Origin of the sequence: Wolbachia endosymbiont (group A) of Udea olivalis (assembly GCF_964028365.1) — a bacterium.
GTDB lineage: Bacteria > Pseudomonadota > Alphaproteobacteria > Rickettsiales > Anaplasmataceae > Wolbachia > Wolbachia pipientis.
This window is the reverse complement of sequence record NZ_OZ034773.1, coordinates 839,626-855,471: the sequence shown is the minus strand read 5'-3', so window position 1 is coordinate 855,471 and position 15,846 is coordinate 839,626. Positions and strand designations below refer to the sequence as shown.

General features: G+C 35.7%; 12 protein-coding genes and 2 pseudogenes. 7 read left to right on the top strand and 7 right to left on the bottom strand.

Annotated features, from left to right (window positions below; all coding sequences use genetic code 11):
* Nucleotides 1–18: 18 nt before the first annotated feature.
* The 4 genes and pseudogenes from ABWU32_RS03940 to ABWU32_RS03925 form a co-directional block, all read right to left on the bottom strand.
* Complete coding sequence (locus ABWU32_RS03940; RefSeq protein ID WP_015588908.1) at nt 19–1,107, bottom strand: IS481-like element ISWpi2 family transposase; 1,089 nt, start codon at nt 1,105–1,107, stop codon at nt 19–21.
* A 60-nt stretch (nt 1,108–1,167) separates the two neighbouring features.
* Nucleotides 1,168–1,287, bottom strand: a pseudogene (locus tag ABWU32_RS03935) (MarR family transcriptional regulator); the annotation flags it as partial.
* 16 nt (nt 1,288–1,303) lie between these two features.
* Complete coding sequence (locus ABWU32_RS03930) at nt 1,304–2,533, bottom strand: DNA modification methylase (protein WP_174517000.1); 1,230 nt, start codon at nt 2,531–2,533, stop codon at nt 1,304–1,306.
* 124 nt (nt 2,534–2,657) lie between these two features.
* Nucleotides 2,658–3,134: a crossover junction endodeoxyribonuclease RuvC gene (locus ABWU32_RS03925; protein ID WP_015588906.1), complete on the bottom strand. Its 477-nt coding sequence runs from the start codon at nt 3,132–3,134 to the stop codon at nt 2,658–2,660.
* 845 nt (nt 3,135–3,979) lie between these two features.
* Between ABWU32_RS03925 and ABWU32_RS03920 the strand changes: the two are divergent.
* The 3 genes and pseudogenes from ABWU32_RS03920 to ABWU32_RS03910 form a co-directional block, all read left to right on the top strand.
* A pseudogene (locus ABWU32_RS03920) lies at nt 3,980–4,396 on the top strand (virulence RhuM family protein); the annotation flags it as partial.
* A gap of 77 nt (nt 4,397–4,473) precedes the next feature.
* A complete protein-coding gene (locus tag ABWU32_RS03915; RefSeq protein ID WP_174516999.1) occupies nt 4,474–5,256 on the top strand; it encodes a helix-hairpin-helix domain-containing protein in 783 nt (260 codons plus the stop codon).
* Nucleotides 5,237–5,482, top strand: coding sequence for a BRCT domain-containing protein (locus ABWU32_RS03910; RefSeq protein ID WP_174516998.1), 246 nt, complete (start codon nt 5,237–5,239; stop codon nt 5,480–5,482). Before ABWU32_RS03915 ends, ABWU32_RS03910 begins: the two co-directional genes overlap by 20 nt.
* Nucleotides 5,483–5,618: 136 nt before the next feature.
* Here ABWU32_RS03910 and ABWU32_RS07950 read toward each other — a convergent pair whose 3' ends face one another.
* Together ABWU32_RS07950 and ABWU32_RS07945 are read right to left on the bottom strand one after the other, a co-directional pair.
* The gene (locus ABWU32_RS07950) at nt 5,619–5,882 is read right to left on the bottom strand and encodes a JAB domain-containing protein (protein ID WP_255498674.1); all 264 of its coding nucleotides are present in this window, start codon (nt 5,880–5,882) and stop codon (nt 5,619–5,621) included.
* Nucleotides 5,822–6,232: a DNA repair protein RadC gene (locus ABWU32_RS07945; protein WP_255498673.1), complete on the bottom strand. Its 411-nt coding sequence runs from the start codon at nt 6,230–6,232 to the stop codon at nt 5,822–5,824. Before ABWU32_RS07945 ends, ABWU32_RS07950 begins: the two co-directional genes overlap by 61 nt.
* A 518-nt stretch (nt 6,233–6,750) precedes the next feature.
* Here ABWU32_RS07945 and ABWU32_RS03900 point away from each other — a divergent pair.
* From ABWU32_RS03900 to ABWU32_RS03885, 4 genes are all read left to right on the top strand, one after another.
* Complete coding sequence (locus ABWU32_RS03900) at nt 6,751–7,647, top strand: Rpn family recombination-promoting nuclease/putative transposase (protein WP_213863264.1); 897 nt, start codon at nt 6,751–6,753, stop codon at nt 7,645–7,647.
* Nucleotides 7,648–7,667: 20 nt separating this feature from the next.
* Nucleotides 7,668–8,381 carry a pyrimidine dimer DNA glycosylase/endonuclease V gene (locus tag ABWU32_RS03895; protein ID WP_015588934.1) on the top strand — a complete coding sequence of 238 codons (714 nt, stop codon included), beginning with the start codon at nt 7,668–7,670 and terminating at the stop codon, nt 8,379–8,381.
* A gap of 109 nt (nt 8,382–8,490) precedes the next feature.
* Nucleotides 8,491–9,966, top strand: coding sequence for a hypothetical protein (locus ABWU32_RS03890; protein ID WP_015588933.1), 1,476 nt, complete (start codon nt 8,491–8,493; stop codon nt 9,964–9,966).
* Between the two features lie 53 nt (nt 9,967–10,019).
* The gene (locus tag ABWU32_RS03885; protein ID WP_015588932.1) at nt 10,020–13,463 is read left to right on the top strand and encodes a cytoplasmic incompatibility factor CifB; all 3,444 of its coding nucleotides are present in this window, start codon (nt 10,020–10,022) and stop codon (nt 13,461–13,463) included.
* Nucleotides 13,464–13,936: 473 nt separating this feature from the next.
* On the opposite strand, the gene ABWU32_RS03880 is transcribed toward ABWU32_RS03885, so the two are convergent.
* Nucleotides 13,937–15,439 carry an ankyrin repeat domain-containing protein gene (locus ABWU32_RS03880; protein WP_174516139.1) on the bottom strand — a complete coding sequence of 501 codons (1,503 nt, stop codon included), beginning with the start codon at nt 15,437–15,439 and terminating at the stop codon, nt 13,937–13,939.
* Nucleotides 15,440–15,846: the final 407 nt, after the last annotated feature.

The following is a 15,846-nucleotide window of genomic DNA, read 5'->3' as shown; positions in this document are numbered from 1 at the left end:
TGATCTGACAGACAAGAATTAACTGACAGAAGAATTGAGGTAGTCAAAACTAATATCAGGCTCTTGTGTAATGCTACTAATATTTTTCTGAAAAGCAATATATTTGCTATCAAGAAAAGTTTGCATAGGCGTTTTGCCATAGCAATATTTACCCGAGTGAGGTCTTGTCTCATTATAAGAACGCAACCAATGATCAACATCAATCTGTAGATCTTCCAAAGAACTGTAGATTTTCTTTCTAAAGATGATATTGTAACACTCATCTTGCATGGTTCTATGAAACCTTTTACATATGCCATTAGTCTGTGGAGAGTTGGCTTTAGTTCTAGAATGATCGATGTTTTCTATGCCCAAATAAAGCTGATAAGCGTGATTTTCGGGCTTGCCACAGTACTCCGTACCCCTATCAGTTAAAATGCGTAATAATGGAATTTTCTGCTCATCAAAAAATGGAATAACTCTATCGTTGAGAAGATCTGCAGCTGTAATAGCTGTTCTGTCCGTGTAAAGTTTAACCATTGCAACTCTGGAATAAGTATCAACAAAAGTTTGCTGATAAATGCGCCCTATACCTTTGATATTGCCCACATAATAGGTATCTTGAGAACCCAAATAACCTGGATGTTGCGTCTCAATTTCACCATGAGCTTCCCTTTGTTCTTTCACTTTTTCTAAAGCTGCAAGTTGTTCTTCAGTTAAAATGATTCCGTCTTGAGCTACTTTTGTCTCTAGTGCTTTAAGTCTCTTTTTGAGAGTTTCAAGGTCATTTCTTAGCCATACAGACCTTACTCCTCCCTGAGAAATTATTATACCTCTTTTTCTCAGTTCATTTGCAGCTCTTTCTTGCCCATATGCTGGAAATTCTGTTGCTATACCAATCACTGCTCTTTCTATATCGTCGGAAACTCTGTTTGCTAATAGCGGTTTTTTCTTACTTATTTCATGTAATGCTTCCTCTCCTCCATTTTCATATAACTCCTTAAAGCGATAAAATGTATCTCTTGAGTATCCCATCACTTTGCATGCTTGAGACACATTTCCTAGTTGTTTTGCTAGTTCTAATAATCCTAGCTTTGGTTTTAATATTTTTGTCTGTATTGTACTCATATCTAACACTCCTTTATTTTTATTATTTTTAACTTACTTTTTTAAAGTGTCAGGTCAAGTCTTATTTAATACACCATCCTCCAGCTCAACTATTCCTTTCTTTACTAAATAACAGACGTATTGCTTTGAAACTCCCAGTTCCCTTGCCCATTCCGTCTGCGTGATTTTTCCTCCTTCCACTTTTTTCTCCTTTCTTTTACCGTTTTTCTTCTTGAATTTGTGCAAAGGTTTTGCCAGTATTGGAAAGTATCGCTTCTCTTCCCGTGTATACTTGCCAACGTTTTATGGTCACATCTACAAACGTAGGATCTAGCTCTATCGTTCTACAGATTCTTCCTGTCCTCTCACATGCAATCAACGTACTCCCAGACCCGCTAAATGGATCAAGAACTATGTCCCCTGGTCTACTGCTGTTTACTATCGCTCTCTCCATTAACTCCACTGGTTTCATCGTTGGGTGCAGTGAGTTGTACGTTGGCTTATCGTAAAACCAGAGATCACTTTGATTACGTCCTCCATGCCACTCACGCTTATTGCCATTTTTCCAACCGTAGAATATTGTTTCGTATTGTCTTTGATAATCAGATCTTCCTAGCGTAAAATGATTCTTTGCCCAAATTATAAATGTCGACCAACGACCACCTGCTTCTTCAAATACCTTTTGCAGCGTTGCCAGCTCGGATGATGATGCACAGATGTAAATTGCACCTTTGGTGTACGCTAAAACGTGAGAACAAATGTCATACAGAAAAAGTTCGTATTTTTCACCTTGATCATCGTTTAGTATTTTTTTGTCTTCTCTTTCCTGACTGTCACCATATGCTAAGTTATACGGAGGGTCACACACGGTAATATCTGCCATTTTATCGTCTAATACCGCTTTAAATGATTCAACCAGACAACTATCACCACAGTAGATTCGATGACCACCTAAAATCCATAGATCCCCTGGTTTTGTTATTTTTACCTTTTTGCTATCACCGGCTAAGTCGGAAAAATCTTCTTTTTCACTGTTTTCTCCATCTAAATCATCAAGAAAACGTTGAACCTTTTCCAGCTCAAATCCGGTCATTTTAAGGTCAAACTGCAAATCTTCTAACTCTTGAATTTCCACTTTTAAAAGATCATCGTCCCACTTTGCCCAGTTAGCTGATTGATTGGCAAGTAAACGAAAAGCTTTGGTTTGGGCTTCACTTAAGTTATCACTGAGGACTACGGGAATACTCTCCATACCCAGTTTTCTTGCTGCTTTGAGGCGTAAATGACCATCAACCACAGTGCCATCGCTTTTTGCAACTATTGGGATACGAAAACCAAATTCCCGAATAGAGGCACACATTCTGTTTACTACATCGTCATTCTTGCGAGGGTTACGATCGTATTCGACAAGATTTTCAACGGGGTAATAGTGGATTGCTAAATTCATATAATTGCTATGTTTAAATTCTTAATAACTTGTTAAAAAGTTAATAATCAAAATACGTCTGACGCTAGAGAGGGCCCGGGGTTTCGCTCCCAAGTCCGCCATTCTGGCCGAAAGGACCCACTTCCTATGTGTTATCTAGCATATTAAAATCTTTACTAAAATTATTAACATAGAACATCAATGCCAAAGCATCAGCTTCATTATCGTCTTGAGGGAAAAAACCTTTGCCCCTTACAGCTTCAATAACTTCACCCTTACTTGCATTGCCTTTGCCTGCTATGAAACGTTTTATCGTCTTCACCGGAACACCTTTGTATGGTATATGATGCTCTTCACACCAAGCAGTTAAAATGGCAAAAAAACCACCATAACAATGTGCAGCGTCAGTACCTAAATGTCTTCTCACTTCTTCAAAATACACTGCTTCAATATCTGAAAATCTTTCCCTCATCTCATTGAGCCACCTACGAAAATTTAAGAAGTGCATTCCACCTCCGCTGAAACGGCTACCATGAAAGTTTTTGCTCCCACTTTGAATTACTCCATCTGTAAGAATAGCCCAGCCGGTTTGTTTGCCGAGGTCTAGTGTTAAGATTGACATTTGCTATAATTTAAAACTGCAAGTAGCACTAAATATCATTTGGTTCCTTCAAAATACGCTATGAATGGGTTTTTATTGGCCAATGACAAGAATCTTATGCTACTACCTTAGTTAGGACTTGCTATTATATATATTCACCGATTTTACAAAAACTGTTCACTTTTTTTTAATTTTTCTTTGCAAAGCGTAAAAAACGTGCTAAACTCACTTGTGAGTTTACTATACAGCAATAGAATTGCTAAGAATGCCATTTATTCGAGTTCTAAGGGGCATTATATGCGTTCTTTGGTAATGGTAGTATTTTAGTACCCTAAAGTTACATCTAGCTTTAAAACAAAGTTTTTGCCTCATCTAAAAAAATATAAAGCTGTTTCTTCTCAATTACGTAACTTACCAAAAACCTAAATTTCTTTTGCTTTCTTCAATCTTTTCTTGTTTGCCGAATTTAAGCTTTTGTGTTTGAAGCACATCTACACTCAATGCCCCTATACTCCGGATTTCTCACCACTTTTTCCGGGATTTTCTGAAAAAAAGTTAAAATAATTTGAATGCAGCTAAGAAATTAAAAAGAGCCTAAACTTTAAGAACCCGCTAAACGGAAGTCCGACCTCCTAGACACCTTACTATTTGAGTTGTTTCCATTTTGGAAATAACTGTTTACTGGAGCTGAGAAGAGGTCACATGAATTTTTGATAAAACAGATACTTCCCCTCTATCTAGCTCATTAATAAGTTATAATAGCCCTCTAAAGACGTTTTAAAGAATTTAGTTGCAGTAGAGACAATTAATTGGTTAAATTCCTATTGATGATCAATGGTTTGTTTGTAAGTTATAGGAGATAGATAATGGATGAGAATAAGATTGTATTTTATACTACTCCAGGTGGAAATATAGAAATTGAAGTTTTATGCAGAGATGAAAATCTTTGGCTTACGCAAAAAAGGATGGCTGAATTATTTGATGTACAACTGCCAGCTATTAGTAAGCATATCAAGAACATATTTGAATCTGGTGAATTACAGGAAAAAGAAGTTGTTTCCACTTTTGAGGTAACCGCTGCAGACGGTAAAAATTACCCAACACAACTTTACAATTTAGATACAATTATAGCTGTTGGTTATCGAGTTAATTCTAAAAAAGCAACATTATTCAGAGTATGGGCTACAAAAGTTTTGAAGGATTTTATTATCAAAGGATTTGCTTTAGATAGTGAACGACTAAAAAACGGGAAAAAGTTTGGCAAAGACTACTTCGAGGAGCTATAGCTCATAAATTTCCTGCAGCTCAAGGAAAAACTAAGATAGTTAAAATATTAATACAAGTAGGCAAAACGGGTAAATTGAATCCGGTTGCAAAAGTAATTCCAATAAATATAGGAGGGGTTCTCATTACAAGGGTAAATTTGCATAATAAGGATGAAATTAAGCGTAAGGACATAAGGGAAGGAGATATTGTAACAATCAAAAGGGCAGGAGATGTGATTCCTAAAATTATAGATGTAGATAAAAGTGCTCGTTCTCGAAAAGCACCAAAGTTTGTTTTTCCTGATATTTGCCCGGAATGTGGCAGTAGAGTTGATGACTGGGAAGCTACGATTAGATGTACCGGAGAAAACGTTTGCCCAGCACAGCGAATAGGAAAGTTAAAACATTTTGTGGAAGTTCTTGACATTAAAGGTTTTGGCGGTAAACAAGTGGAGTTCCTTTATGACCTTGGTTTGATAAGGAAAATATCTGATATTTTTGCTCTCGAAGAAAAACTCAAAAATTTCAACTTAAGTGAACAAAGGGGATGGGATAAACAATCCATATTTAATTTATTGCACTCTATCAACAGCAAAAGAACTGTAACGCTTGAAAAGTTTATAACTTCTTTGGGAATTAAATTGGTCGGACCACACGTAGCAAAATTACTAGCAAAACATTATCAATCTTATGAAAATTGGATGGCTCAATTACCTTATGATAGAGAAGCTCCTGATAAATTAATGATAATAGGCGTAGGCGAAGAGACCATAACTTCCTTGGAGGAATTTTTCTCTGATGAGGATAATGTTGAAATGGTAAAGAATCTCGCCTCTCAACTAAAGATTGAGCCTGTAAGTGCTAAATTCCCCTCTTAGCGGCAAAACAGTGGTCATCACAGGAGAATTATCAGGAATGAAAAGAAAGGAAGCGCAAGCAAAAGCCGAATCTTTAGGTGTAAAAGTTAGCTCTAGTGTGTCCAAAAATACGGATTTTGTGGTTATAGGTAAAGATCCAGGGTCAAAGTATCACAAAGCTTTGGAGCTAGGTGTTGAAATTTTAAGTGAGGAGGAATTTAATAAACTAATCATGAGAGAAAAATAAACGCTATTATTTCCTATACCTTCTTCATCACTGAAAGCCTCAAATCAACAAGTAGCAATTTTCTTTTCGTTAGATTGCAGCTCAACTGCGAGAAAAATGTACATAAAAAAGAGGCTTACAGCAGATGCCCAAAACTCTACAACAATCCGTTTTGTCGAAAACTAAAATAATCGTCGCCTGTAATGATAATATGATCAAGAAATTTGATACCTACACTATGACACGCTAAAGCTAAACTCTTAGTCATGGTTTTATCAGCTTCAGATGGTTTTTCACTTCCGCCGGGATGGTTATGTGAAATTACGATTGATGTTGTATTTTTTAATAATGCTTTTTTTATTATTTCCCTTGTATAGACAGGCGCCTGCCAGCAAATACTTCTTCCCCTATCAAATGGCACCCTTGATTCAAATACATTATTGTAATATTCTCCTTATCTGAATAGCCGATACTTACCCTTAAATATTCTATAAGCTTATCTAGGTTATCTAGTATCGGCCCTTTTTTTAGCTCTTCCTTTAATACCCTAGTCAAAGTTTCCTTGACACAAAAAATCATTGAAACTGTAGAGTCTGCTACACCTTCTATACTTTTCAGCTCATCCATTTCGCGACCTAAAATCCTTCCTATCCCTGTACAAGTATCCACTAGGTTTTTAGCAATTGCTTGAGCCTGGGCCCTATCATGCACTGCACTCAGAAATGTTTCTATTATTTCACGATCAAGCAGAGCCTTCCCTTTGCTTTCCAAGATTCTGAATTCTATTTCTTTTTTACGTTTATTTTCTTCTTTACTTTTATTCTAATTATTCATATAATACACCCTTCACTAATAATAAATTATTTTTAAATGTTTACTGTTATTTTCTTAGCAGTATTGGCATAAAGCCATAGCTTTTGGGTGAAGTCAAATCAAATTTTCAATTTTTTTTTGTTTATTTTTTTATGAAAAGGTAGAAGATATTAATAGCTGCTAATTTCTTTAAACGATGTCGTTGTAGATTCGTATTTTTATACACCAAAAAGCGTATCTTTGATGTCTCCTACAGCTCCAAATTCATTGTCATCCATTTCCTGGGCTTGTAAGGTGCTTTACAGCATGGTTGATAAAAGATGTACAAAAGGACGTCTAAAGTAGAGGATGCTATTCTAAGATGATCTCTGACAGCCGTTTTCTTCATCAACGCATTCAAAACTTAAAAAAATAAAAAACTTGAACATTTCTTCACAATTGTGTATAATTATTAATGCTTTTTAGGTTTTTTTCTCATGGCTCTTTCGAAGTTTCTCGACCCCAAAAATGATATATCTTTTCGCCGTATCTTCGGTACTGAAAAAAATAAAGATATTCTTATTCACTTCCTCAATGATATCCTTGGCTTCACTGACAAAAGTGCAATAAAGGATATAGAGTTTCTAAGTACTATTCAAGACCCTGATATTGCTGCTAAAAAGCAAAGTATTGTTGACGTTCTCTGTAGAGATGAAGATGGGGTGCAAGTGATCGTCGAGATGCAGGTCGCTAAAACTAAAGGCTTTGAAAAACGTGCCCAATACTATGCAGCTAAAGCGTATTCAAGACAAGCCGATAAAGGTGATCAATACCAAGACCTTAAGGAAATTATCTTCATTGCTATAGCAGATTGTATCCTGTTTCCGGACAAGTCTGAGTATAAATCAAAGCATACTATTCGGGATGAAGATACTAATGAACACGATCTAAAAGATTTTTACTTCATATTTATTGAATTGCCAAAATTTCCAAAAACCAAAGAGGATCAGCTTTCAAATATAGTTGAAAAATGGATCTACTTCTTTAAATATGCAGATGAGACTAGTGAAGAAGAGCTGGAAAAAATAATAGGTAGTGATGTAATAATTAAAAAGGCCTATGAAGAACTAAATAGATTTAACTGGTCAGAAAAAGAATTTATTGCCTATGAACAGGAAATAAAACGTATTCTTGATGAACAGGCTGTCCTCGCTCAAAAACTTGATGATGCTACTGAAAAAGGTAGAGAAGAAGGCATCCTTATCGGACATGAAAAAGGCAGAAAAGCAGAGAAAATTGAGGTCGCAAAGAATCTACTAAAAGCAGGTGTTTCTATTGATATTATAGCTCAAACTACTGGTCTTACAGCTAATGAAATTAAAGACTTAAGCTGATTCTATCTTTGGATGTTTAGATGAACATCTTTGTACTAGATGAAAACCCAGAGATTGCGGCAAAAATGTTATGTGATAAGCATATAGTAAAAATGCCATTAGAAACTGCTCAGTTATTAAGTAATGTTTTTTCAATAGCATTAAAAGCGCCAAATCCTTTTGTTAGTGTCATAGATCAGGATATAGAAGTTCCATATAAACTCACTCACAGCAATCATCCTTGTTCTTTGTGGGCTAGGCAATCGAAAGGAAACTTTTGTTGGTTGATAGAGTATGGAAAAGAATTGTGTAAAGAGTATACACAGCGATACAAAAGGAAGCATAAATCAGAGGAAGTAATAAATTGGTGTGATAGTAATAAGGATTTACTCATTTTTCGATCAACTGATATGCAAGCTTTTATACAAGCACTGCCGGATCAGTATAAATGCAGCAGTGCTGTGGAAGCTTATAGGAGATATTATCTCAAGGAAAAGATGAGATTTGCTAAGTGGGAAAATGGCAGAGAAGCACCAGATTGGATAATCTGCTACACAACACCACAGCTAATACAGCTCATAAATAGAGAAGCCATCCAAATCGGACATGAAAAAGGCAGAGCCGAAGGCAGAAAAGCAGAGAAAATCGAAGTTGCAAAGAATTCACTTAAGGCCGGTGTCTCTATAGATGTTATAGCTAAAATGATCGGCCTTTCTATTGATTACATTAAGGACATTCAAGAAGAAAAGTTTTAGCCATAACGTTTTTTTTATTAAGTCCTCTATTCTAGTAATTTTTATGTTGCAATCCATTCTAATGTATGTACAATGCCTTTTTTATATAAATACTTAATAGGAGGGGTTAATGCCAACACAGAAAGAGCTTCGGGCTACGATGTCCAAAAAATTACAGGAAGCTATTAAACATCCAGATCCAGCAGTTGCTGCCGGGAGGAAGTCAGCTATCAAGAGATGGGTGGGAGTCCTTCAAGATAACTTTATGGAGCACATAAAATACTTTAAGGGTGATAAGTTGAAGTTTTTGCACAATGTATTCCAAGATGAAGGTTGCTGGTCAGGTGTAAGGTTGGATAATGCTGCTTTAGGTCAAAGGTTTACTGAAGAAAAAATAGGTGGAATAGATAATCCACTTCGCAAATATGAGATGGCTTGTAGTTACTGTGTGGTAGATAAAATTCATCCACTCTTTCAAAAAGCATTTGAATCCTACAAAAATGGATTTTCTTCTGATGAACTTGATAGTAGAGGTAATCCTATAACTGATGAGTACATACGAAACTCGCTTTTGGGTGGCATTCGAAGGAAAGGTCCTGTATTTGATTTCTGGATCGATAGAGAATCTGGGGAATTAAAGAAGTATGATGCAGTAGAAGGCTTTGACAGTGCTGTAAAACTTAGGTGGAGTGAGGGAGTAGAGTATTTTTATAATCATTTAAAAGAAGAAGATAAAGAGAAGAAGCTTACAGAAGCTATTATTGCTCTTTCTCGTCCTCAATCTGTTGAGAAAGATGCTCCTATTTTAGATTTTTGTGTAAGGAATATAGCTGATAAAGATACTCTTTTACAGAAATTATCGCAGAAAGATAAAGGAATATATTCCCTTTTTGCTGAATTAATAGAGTCATGTTTTTTTGATACGGTTCATGATTTGGTACAGTGCTGGTGTTATGAGGAAGCTTCAGCACGAGGTGATCATTCAAAGGAAATACTCTCACAGGATGAGTATGACCTCCTTCTTTACTCACTTTCAAATGTAATGTTGAAAAATCCTGAATCAAATGTTCAAGCTAGATCTCTTATTATGAAGATTTGGAAATGTGACTGCTTTATTGAATACAGAAAGATTTCTGTTAATATTTCTAATTGTATAGTTCCTATACAGGACATGCTTGCAGGGTTAATAATTAACTGGAAACGAGAAGACATTTATAAGTCTGATGAGGAAAAAGAAGTAGAGAAAAAAGAAATATTAGATGTAATATTATTTGCTAAAGATTGCTTTCCTGAAAAGTTTGAGTTCTTTAAGGAAAAGATAATAAAAAACCTTAGATTATGCGGTAGGGAAGGAATGAAGGATTACGTAGATTACGGTTTGTTTGCAGAAGAGTTATTCTCTGAGTTAGAGAAAACAACTCTACCTCTTGGTCCTGTAGGTGATGGTCCTTGGAATAATTTACGGTCACGATCTAAAGCTCATGGTAGTAAGGAAACAACTTTGCCAGTTGATGATGGTCCGCAGTCTGAGCTTGGAACTCCTAGTGTAAGTGGTGTTTCTTCTTATAAGAAAAAAAGCGTCTTTACGCTTAGTGGTAATAAGTAATCTACTTATGAACTCTTGGTGTTTCTGGTCGTAGTAAATAAGGGGTATTTTGTATGAGTAATGGTGATGGACTTATTAGGAGTTTGGTGGATGGAGATCTTGAAGGATTCAGACAAGGATTTGAATCTTTTTTAGATCAATGTCCATCTTTCTTGTATCATGTAAGTGCAGGTCGTTTCCTTCCTGTATTCTTTTTTAGCATGTTTGCTACTGCACATGATGCTGATATCTTGGATGCAAATGAGAGAGTCTATTTTCGTTTTGATAATCATGGTATTGATACAGGTGGTAGGAATAGAAATACAGGAAACTTAAAGGTTGCTGTTTTAACTCGTAGTCGTGACGGACAGCGAGTTGTCAAGTGTTACAGCATTTCTGATCGCCCTAACAGTGATGGGTTAAGGTTTAGTACAAGGGAGAGAAATGCTCTAATACAAAAGATTATACAGCAAAATCCAGATTTAAGGGAAGGAGACCTAGATTTTGAGCAATATAAAGTATGCATGCATGGAAAAGGCAAGAGTCAGGGAGAGGCAATTGCAACAGTATTCGAGGTGATTCGTGAAAAGGATTTTAGGGGTAGAGATAAATTTGCCAAATATTCAGCATCTGAGATTAGTCTTCTTAGACAACTCTTAGGAGATCACAGATTGACAATTCAGGAAATAAAAGGAAGACAACTCAATCAAAATCAGCTCAGACAACTTGATAGATCAGTCAATTTTGCACAGGTAGCACAAGGTCAACAAAGGATTGACAACTTTATGGAAATACTAGCAAATAACCAAAGACAAAATGTAGAACGTAGAATGCACAGGGAAGTTTTGCCATATATAACTGACATCTATGATAATTGCAGACAAGCGCTAGAAAATAATATTGAAAATCGCAATCAAAAATTTGAGAGTCACGGGTTTTTATTAGGTTTTTTAGCAAATTTTAGTCATCGCTACACAATAGGCATCGATCTTGACTTATCTCCTAGAAACTCACATGTTGCATTTCTTATACATCATCAAGCAGAAAGAGAAAATATTCCTATTGTTATTAATCTTGCTATATTTGACACACCGTCAGATGTTGCATTAAACTGTGCCATAGGCTACGCTGGAAGGTTACACAATTCTTCATTTATACCTATCCATACTGAATCAAGAAATACTGTCTGTGTTGGATTAAATTTTAATTTAAATCGAATTCCTTTTAGGGTTGATACAGTAGGGCTTCAACAGGGCAGGTTTCCTTTAGTACAAAGATTGTTTGAGTATATAGAAGATGAAGAGGTTGGAGAGAATATTAGAGATTTCTTGCTTCAACATCTTCCTGGTGAAATACCAAGAAATGCAGAGAATTATAACAGAATATTTGATTGTATAACTGGTTTTGCTTTTGGAAGTAGTGCTTTTGATAGAGAGTATTTAGAGCTGGAAGAAGGAGAAGATCGAGTACGTGTAAGAAAGTATATATTTAGATACGGTGATGGAGATTTAAGAAGACATACTTTAACTATGGTCTCTTATGCTCAGGGTTATAATATAGTTACACTTCATATTAGAGCTTACGATGCGCAACAGCAAGAAGCTATCGATTTACAAGCTCTTAATGTTAATAGAAATAATGTTCATGTATGGGAAGTTTCATGCACACTTAATGACCAATTTGAGCTAGATATTGATCAACCAAATGACCTTGGTTTATATCACGATTACCAAAATAATAATGCAAATAATTTTCTTGATGGTGATCTTGTACAAGTACCTAATGCTGAAAATGTACATGGTATTTCAGAAAGGGTTATGAATGATGGCTGGAAAAATGTAGGTCAGCATAGAGAACTATTTCAAGAGATCTCTGGAGCATTGATGCCACTTAGGGACGCAATAAATGTTAATAGTGAGGATAAGTTTCGTTCTATACTACATGGTACATTTTATGCTAGTGATAATCCTTATAAAGTGCTTGCTATGTATAAAGTTGGTCAAACATATAGTTTGAAAAGGGGTCAGGAAGAAGAAGGAGAAAGGGCAATACTCACAAGAATTACAGAACAGAGATTAGACCTTTTATTATTAAGGCAACCTACAGCAGATACTCATCCAATTGGATATATATTAAGATTTGCTGGTAATGCAGAAGAAATAATACAAAAGGAGAATAACGCAAAAGATCAAATAAAAGAACTTATAAACAAGCAGAGAGGATATGTGCCTATTACTTCTGGAAATGAGGTGGTTTTACTTCCTCTTATATTTAATGCAGGTGCAGAGAGAGTAGAAGGTCTTATATCTATTCCAGAAGGAATAGGAAGAGAAGAGTATGTACATAGACTTGATCGTGGTGGTCGTGACTCAAGACCAGGAGTATTAGTGGGACCTGAAAGTGTTATTGATGAAAATCCACCAGAGGGTCTATTATCAGATCAGACTCGTGAAAATTTCAGGCGCTTTTACACGGAAAGAAAACCAGGACAGAACTCGATTTTTTTGCTTGATATAGATGATAATCTGCACGTTCCATTTAGTTACTTGCAAGGTACTAGAGCACAGGTAATAGAAACATTAAAGTCAAGAATAAGGAGAGGTGATAATTCCATTCCTACAGCACAAGAGATAAGAAGACAAATAAGAGATATTCTTAGAAATCAAGGGATAGAAGTAAATGATCTACTTACGCTAGAATTTGCGACGAGAAATGGACATTATGATTACTGGCTTCAACAAATTGATATAGCTCACGCTGGAAGATTGCGATATCAGCTTCGTACTGAAGGTAATCACACTTTTGAAGTAGCTAATTTGGCAAGGAATGACGGTAACGAGCACATTGTTAGAGTATTAAATCAATTTAGGGAAAATGAAAAACAACAGCGTTTAACTTTAATCATTACTTTAAATAATACTCATTGGGTTACACTAGTGATTGAACGTCAAAATGGGAACTATGTTGGGTACTATGCTGATTCAACTGCTACTGCTGTTCCAGGTGGTATTACTGATATCATTCAAAATAACTTAGGAAATAATATCAGGATTAATAATGTTTCTGTTAGTCAGCAAACAGATGGTTGGAATTGTGGTTTATGGGCATTAGAAAATGCTAGTGATATTAATCGAGTTCTAAACGAAAATCCTGTTGGGCAAGTGCAGAATATCATAAATATAATACGCGATTTTCTTGGAAGAGGCCACCCAAACAGAGATAGAAATTACTTTCAGAACATAAGAGTGGGCATTTCACAATTATTCAGGAATGATCCGGGATTTCAAAGTGTGCAATTGCAAGCATACATTCAAAATAGAGAACAAATTGATCCATTACTACGTACTTATCTAGAATTAGGATATCACAGAGTGGGAGGAGGGTGTGGACCAGTAGAAGCACCTATATCGCTTAGTGTTAGTGATTCCAGTAATTTTGGTGGCCTGCCACAGTCGAGTTTAGAAGGTCCTGAAGCTAGTCGTGTTTCTGACCTTAGCAAAGGTAAAGGCGGTAGGTAGAGGTAATCGGTAGATGAAAGGAGTGTAACAAAAACCTTATGCATCAAGTAAAGATTGTGAGCAAATTTAAAGAAGTTAAGGTGGGTAACCTGTTTTTTTCTACTTGCAGCAATGTTTCAAAAAGTATATGTGTCGAGTTGGGTAAAGTTGAAGGAGGTTCTTATAATTTGGTAGTGTATAACATTAATAAATTTAAACGATGCAACCATTTCCAGCAACCAAAACCAGCCAGCGTGAGAACAATTTTTTTTTGGAATGGGTAGGTTTTGCAGCACACTACCCCTAGATTTTTCACTTTTTCATATAGCTTGAACAAACTTTTTCTAACTCATTCATGTTTGTACTTTAACATATTTAATAATTGAAACGACGTCTATGAGTCAGATACCGCCCATACCACTACACTTTGGGGATGCACATCAAGCCGATAGTAGTTGCATATTCCATACACAAGGAGCTAAACTTCAACAAGCCTAAGTTCTGCAGATGTATGTTTCTTCACATTCGATTCTCTCTATTTTAGCACTGGGCTTTAATATCATATATGTAGTCCCACCAACCGCTAACGCAAGTGTTGTGGCTGCAGCAACCGCCCCTACTATAGGCAGAAATCCAATTGTAAATACTGTTGCAAAAATGGTTGTCGCAGCTATACCTAATACTGCTGTTGATCCGCCACTAACAAGACCCCACTTGGTTGCATTATATTCTTGTTGTTTTATTTCTGCTTCCCCGAAAAGCTGTATTAAACTTTCATCTGTGGCTAACTCTCTTGGAGTTTTACCATTAGTGTCTTTTAACAAAGGATTTTCCCACTTTTTCAGTAAAGACTCTGCTACTTCTGTGCAGTCATAAATAGCAGCTAAATGTAAAGGAGTACGACCTTTTAGTAACGTATGTGCTCTATCTTCTACTACACACCTCACTAGATGCTCTACAACTTCTTTCATACTTGGTTCTTTTCCTATTAAATACTTAACTACCTTTGTGCAATTATTATAGAAAGCACTATGTAAAGGAGTATTTCCGTCTTTATTCACTACATTAAGATCTGATCCTTTTTTCACTAGAAGTTCTATTATGTCTATATGGCCATTTGCAGCAGCTAAGTGCAAGGAAGTATTTCCGTCTTTATTCACTACATTAAGGTCTGATCCTTCTTTCACTAGAAGTTCTATTATGTCTATATGGCCATTTGCAGCAGCTAAGTGCAAGGAAGTATTTCCGTCTTTATTCACTACATTAGGGTCTGATCCTTCTTTCACTAGAAGTTCTACTATGTCTATATAGCCATTGGATGCGGATAAGTGCAAAGAAGTATTTCCGTTTTGATCTTTTATATCAACACCTGCTCCTCCTTCTAACAGTAATTTTGTAACATTTATATCCCCAAAATTTGCAGCAAAATGTAATAATGTATATTCTTTTGTATGGTTAGAATCATCTTGTACTTTGAAAATGTAATTTATATCAAACCCATGTTTTTTCCACTGATTACATTCATGCATTATATGTTTTATACTACAACGCTCCTGCTCTAACTCTCTGAGCTCATTCTCATATTTCTTGAATTCCATATTAAATTTTGCTTCGCTATCTTTCAAACTATTATTATACCTTTCATATTCCCAATCATAATCAGGTATAGCATGTCTAGAATCATAATTGGATTTACTACTATTGGCATTGTTATGCAGCTCCTGTAACAATTTACTATTGTACTGGTAGTTTAACGACTGTATCTTTCTGCCATAGTTTTCACTCAATAACTGTGTCTCTCTGTTATAGTTTTCATCCAATAGCTGCATTTTGTGGTGAATAGATTCACTAGATTCATTAATTTCGCTTGACCTTCTTGAATTATATTCTTGTAATTCATTTGCTATTCTTGTAGTTGTGTTATTGCTGTATATACTTGGATTTTCCTCTATCCCCTGCAATATTATTTCAAATTCATTCTTCATAAAGTCTATCATACCTATACCTCAAAATTAAAAACACATGCCTAAATTGTACACGTATTTAATAAAAAAGCAAGTTTTTGCTTGTCAGTTCTAATTTCTTATATTCTTTTCTTCTGTCTTTTTCTTAATTATATGTATGTCTTTATGTAGATATTAAAACAATATTTCTACTATTCCACAAACCAATAAATGCAACAGAGAAGAAGTTGCTTTGGAATCGGAAGGTCCGCTGCGGAGGCTTAAGACCTGCTGCAAAAGGAAAGCCCAGTTTTTGTGGTAATTATGATCTTTAAAAAAACCACGTTTAAAAATACTTCATACAAGCGAGGAACACCTCTTCTTGTTTTCGCAGCAGGTCTCCATGTATCCTTCTTTAATTAAGAGAATGACTAGCTCCTTGAGTTTGTTCAGTGCTTGGG

What these genes read in the sequence shown, in the direction of transcription:
- ABWU32_RS03940 (WP_015588908.1), bottom strand. Translation starts at nt 1,107, where the DNA reads ATGAGTACAATACAGACAAAAATATTAAAACCAAAGCTAGGATTATTA.
- ABWU32_RS03900 (WP_213863264.1), top strand. Translation starts at nt 6,751, where the DNA reads ATGGCTCTTTCGAAGTTTCTCGACCCCAAAAATGATATATCTTTTCGC.
- ABWU32_RS03885 (WP_015588932.1), top strand. Translation starts at nt 10,020, where the DNA reads ATGAGTAATGGTGATGGACTTATTAGGAGTTTGGTGGATGGAGATCTT.
- ABWU32_RS03890 (WP_015588933.1), top strand. Translation starts at nt 8,491, where the DNA reads ATGCCAACACAGAAAGAGCTTCGGGCTACGATGTCCAAAAAATTACAG.
- ABWU32_RS03925 (WP_015588906.1), bottom strand. Translation starts at nt 3,134, where the DNA reads ATGTCAATCTTAACACTAGACCTCGGCAAACAAACCGGCTGGGCTATT.
- ABWU32_RS03930 (WP_174517000.1), bottom strand. Translation starts at nt 2,533, where the DNA reads ATGAATTTAGCAATCCACTATTACCCCGTTGAAAATCTTGTCGAATAC.
- ABWU32_RS03895 (WP_015588934.1), top strand. Translation starts at nt 7,668, where the DNA reads ATGAACATCTTTGTACTAGATGAAAACCCAGAGATTGCGGCAAAAATG.
- ABWU32_RS03880 (WP_174516139.1), bottom strand. Translation starts at nt 15,439, where the DNA reads ATGATAGACTTTATGAAGAATGAATTTGAAATAATATTGCAGGGGATA.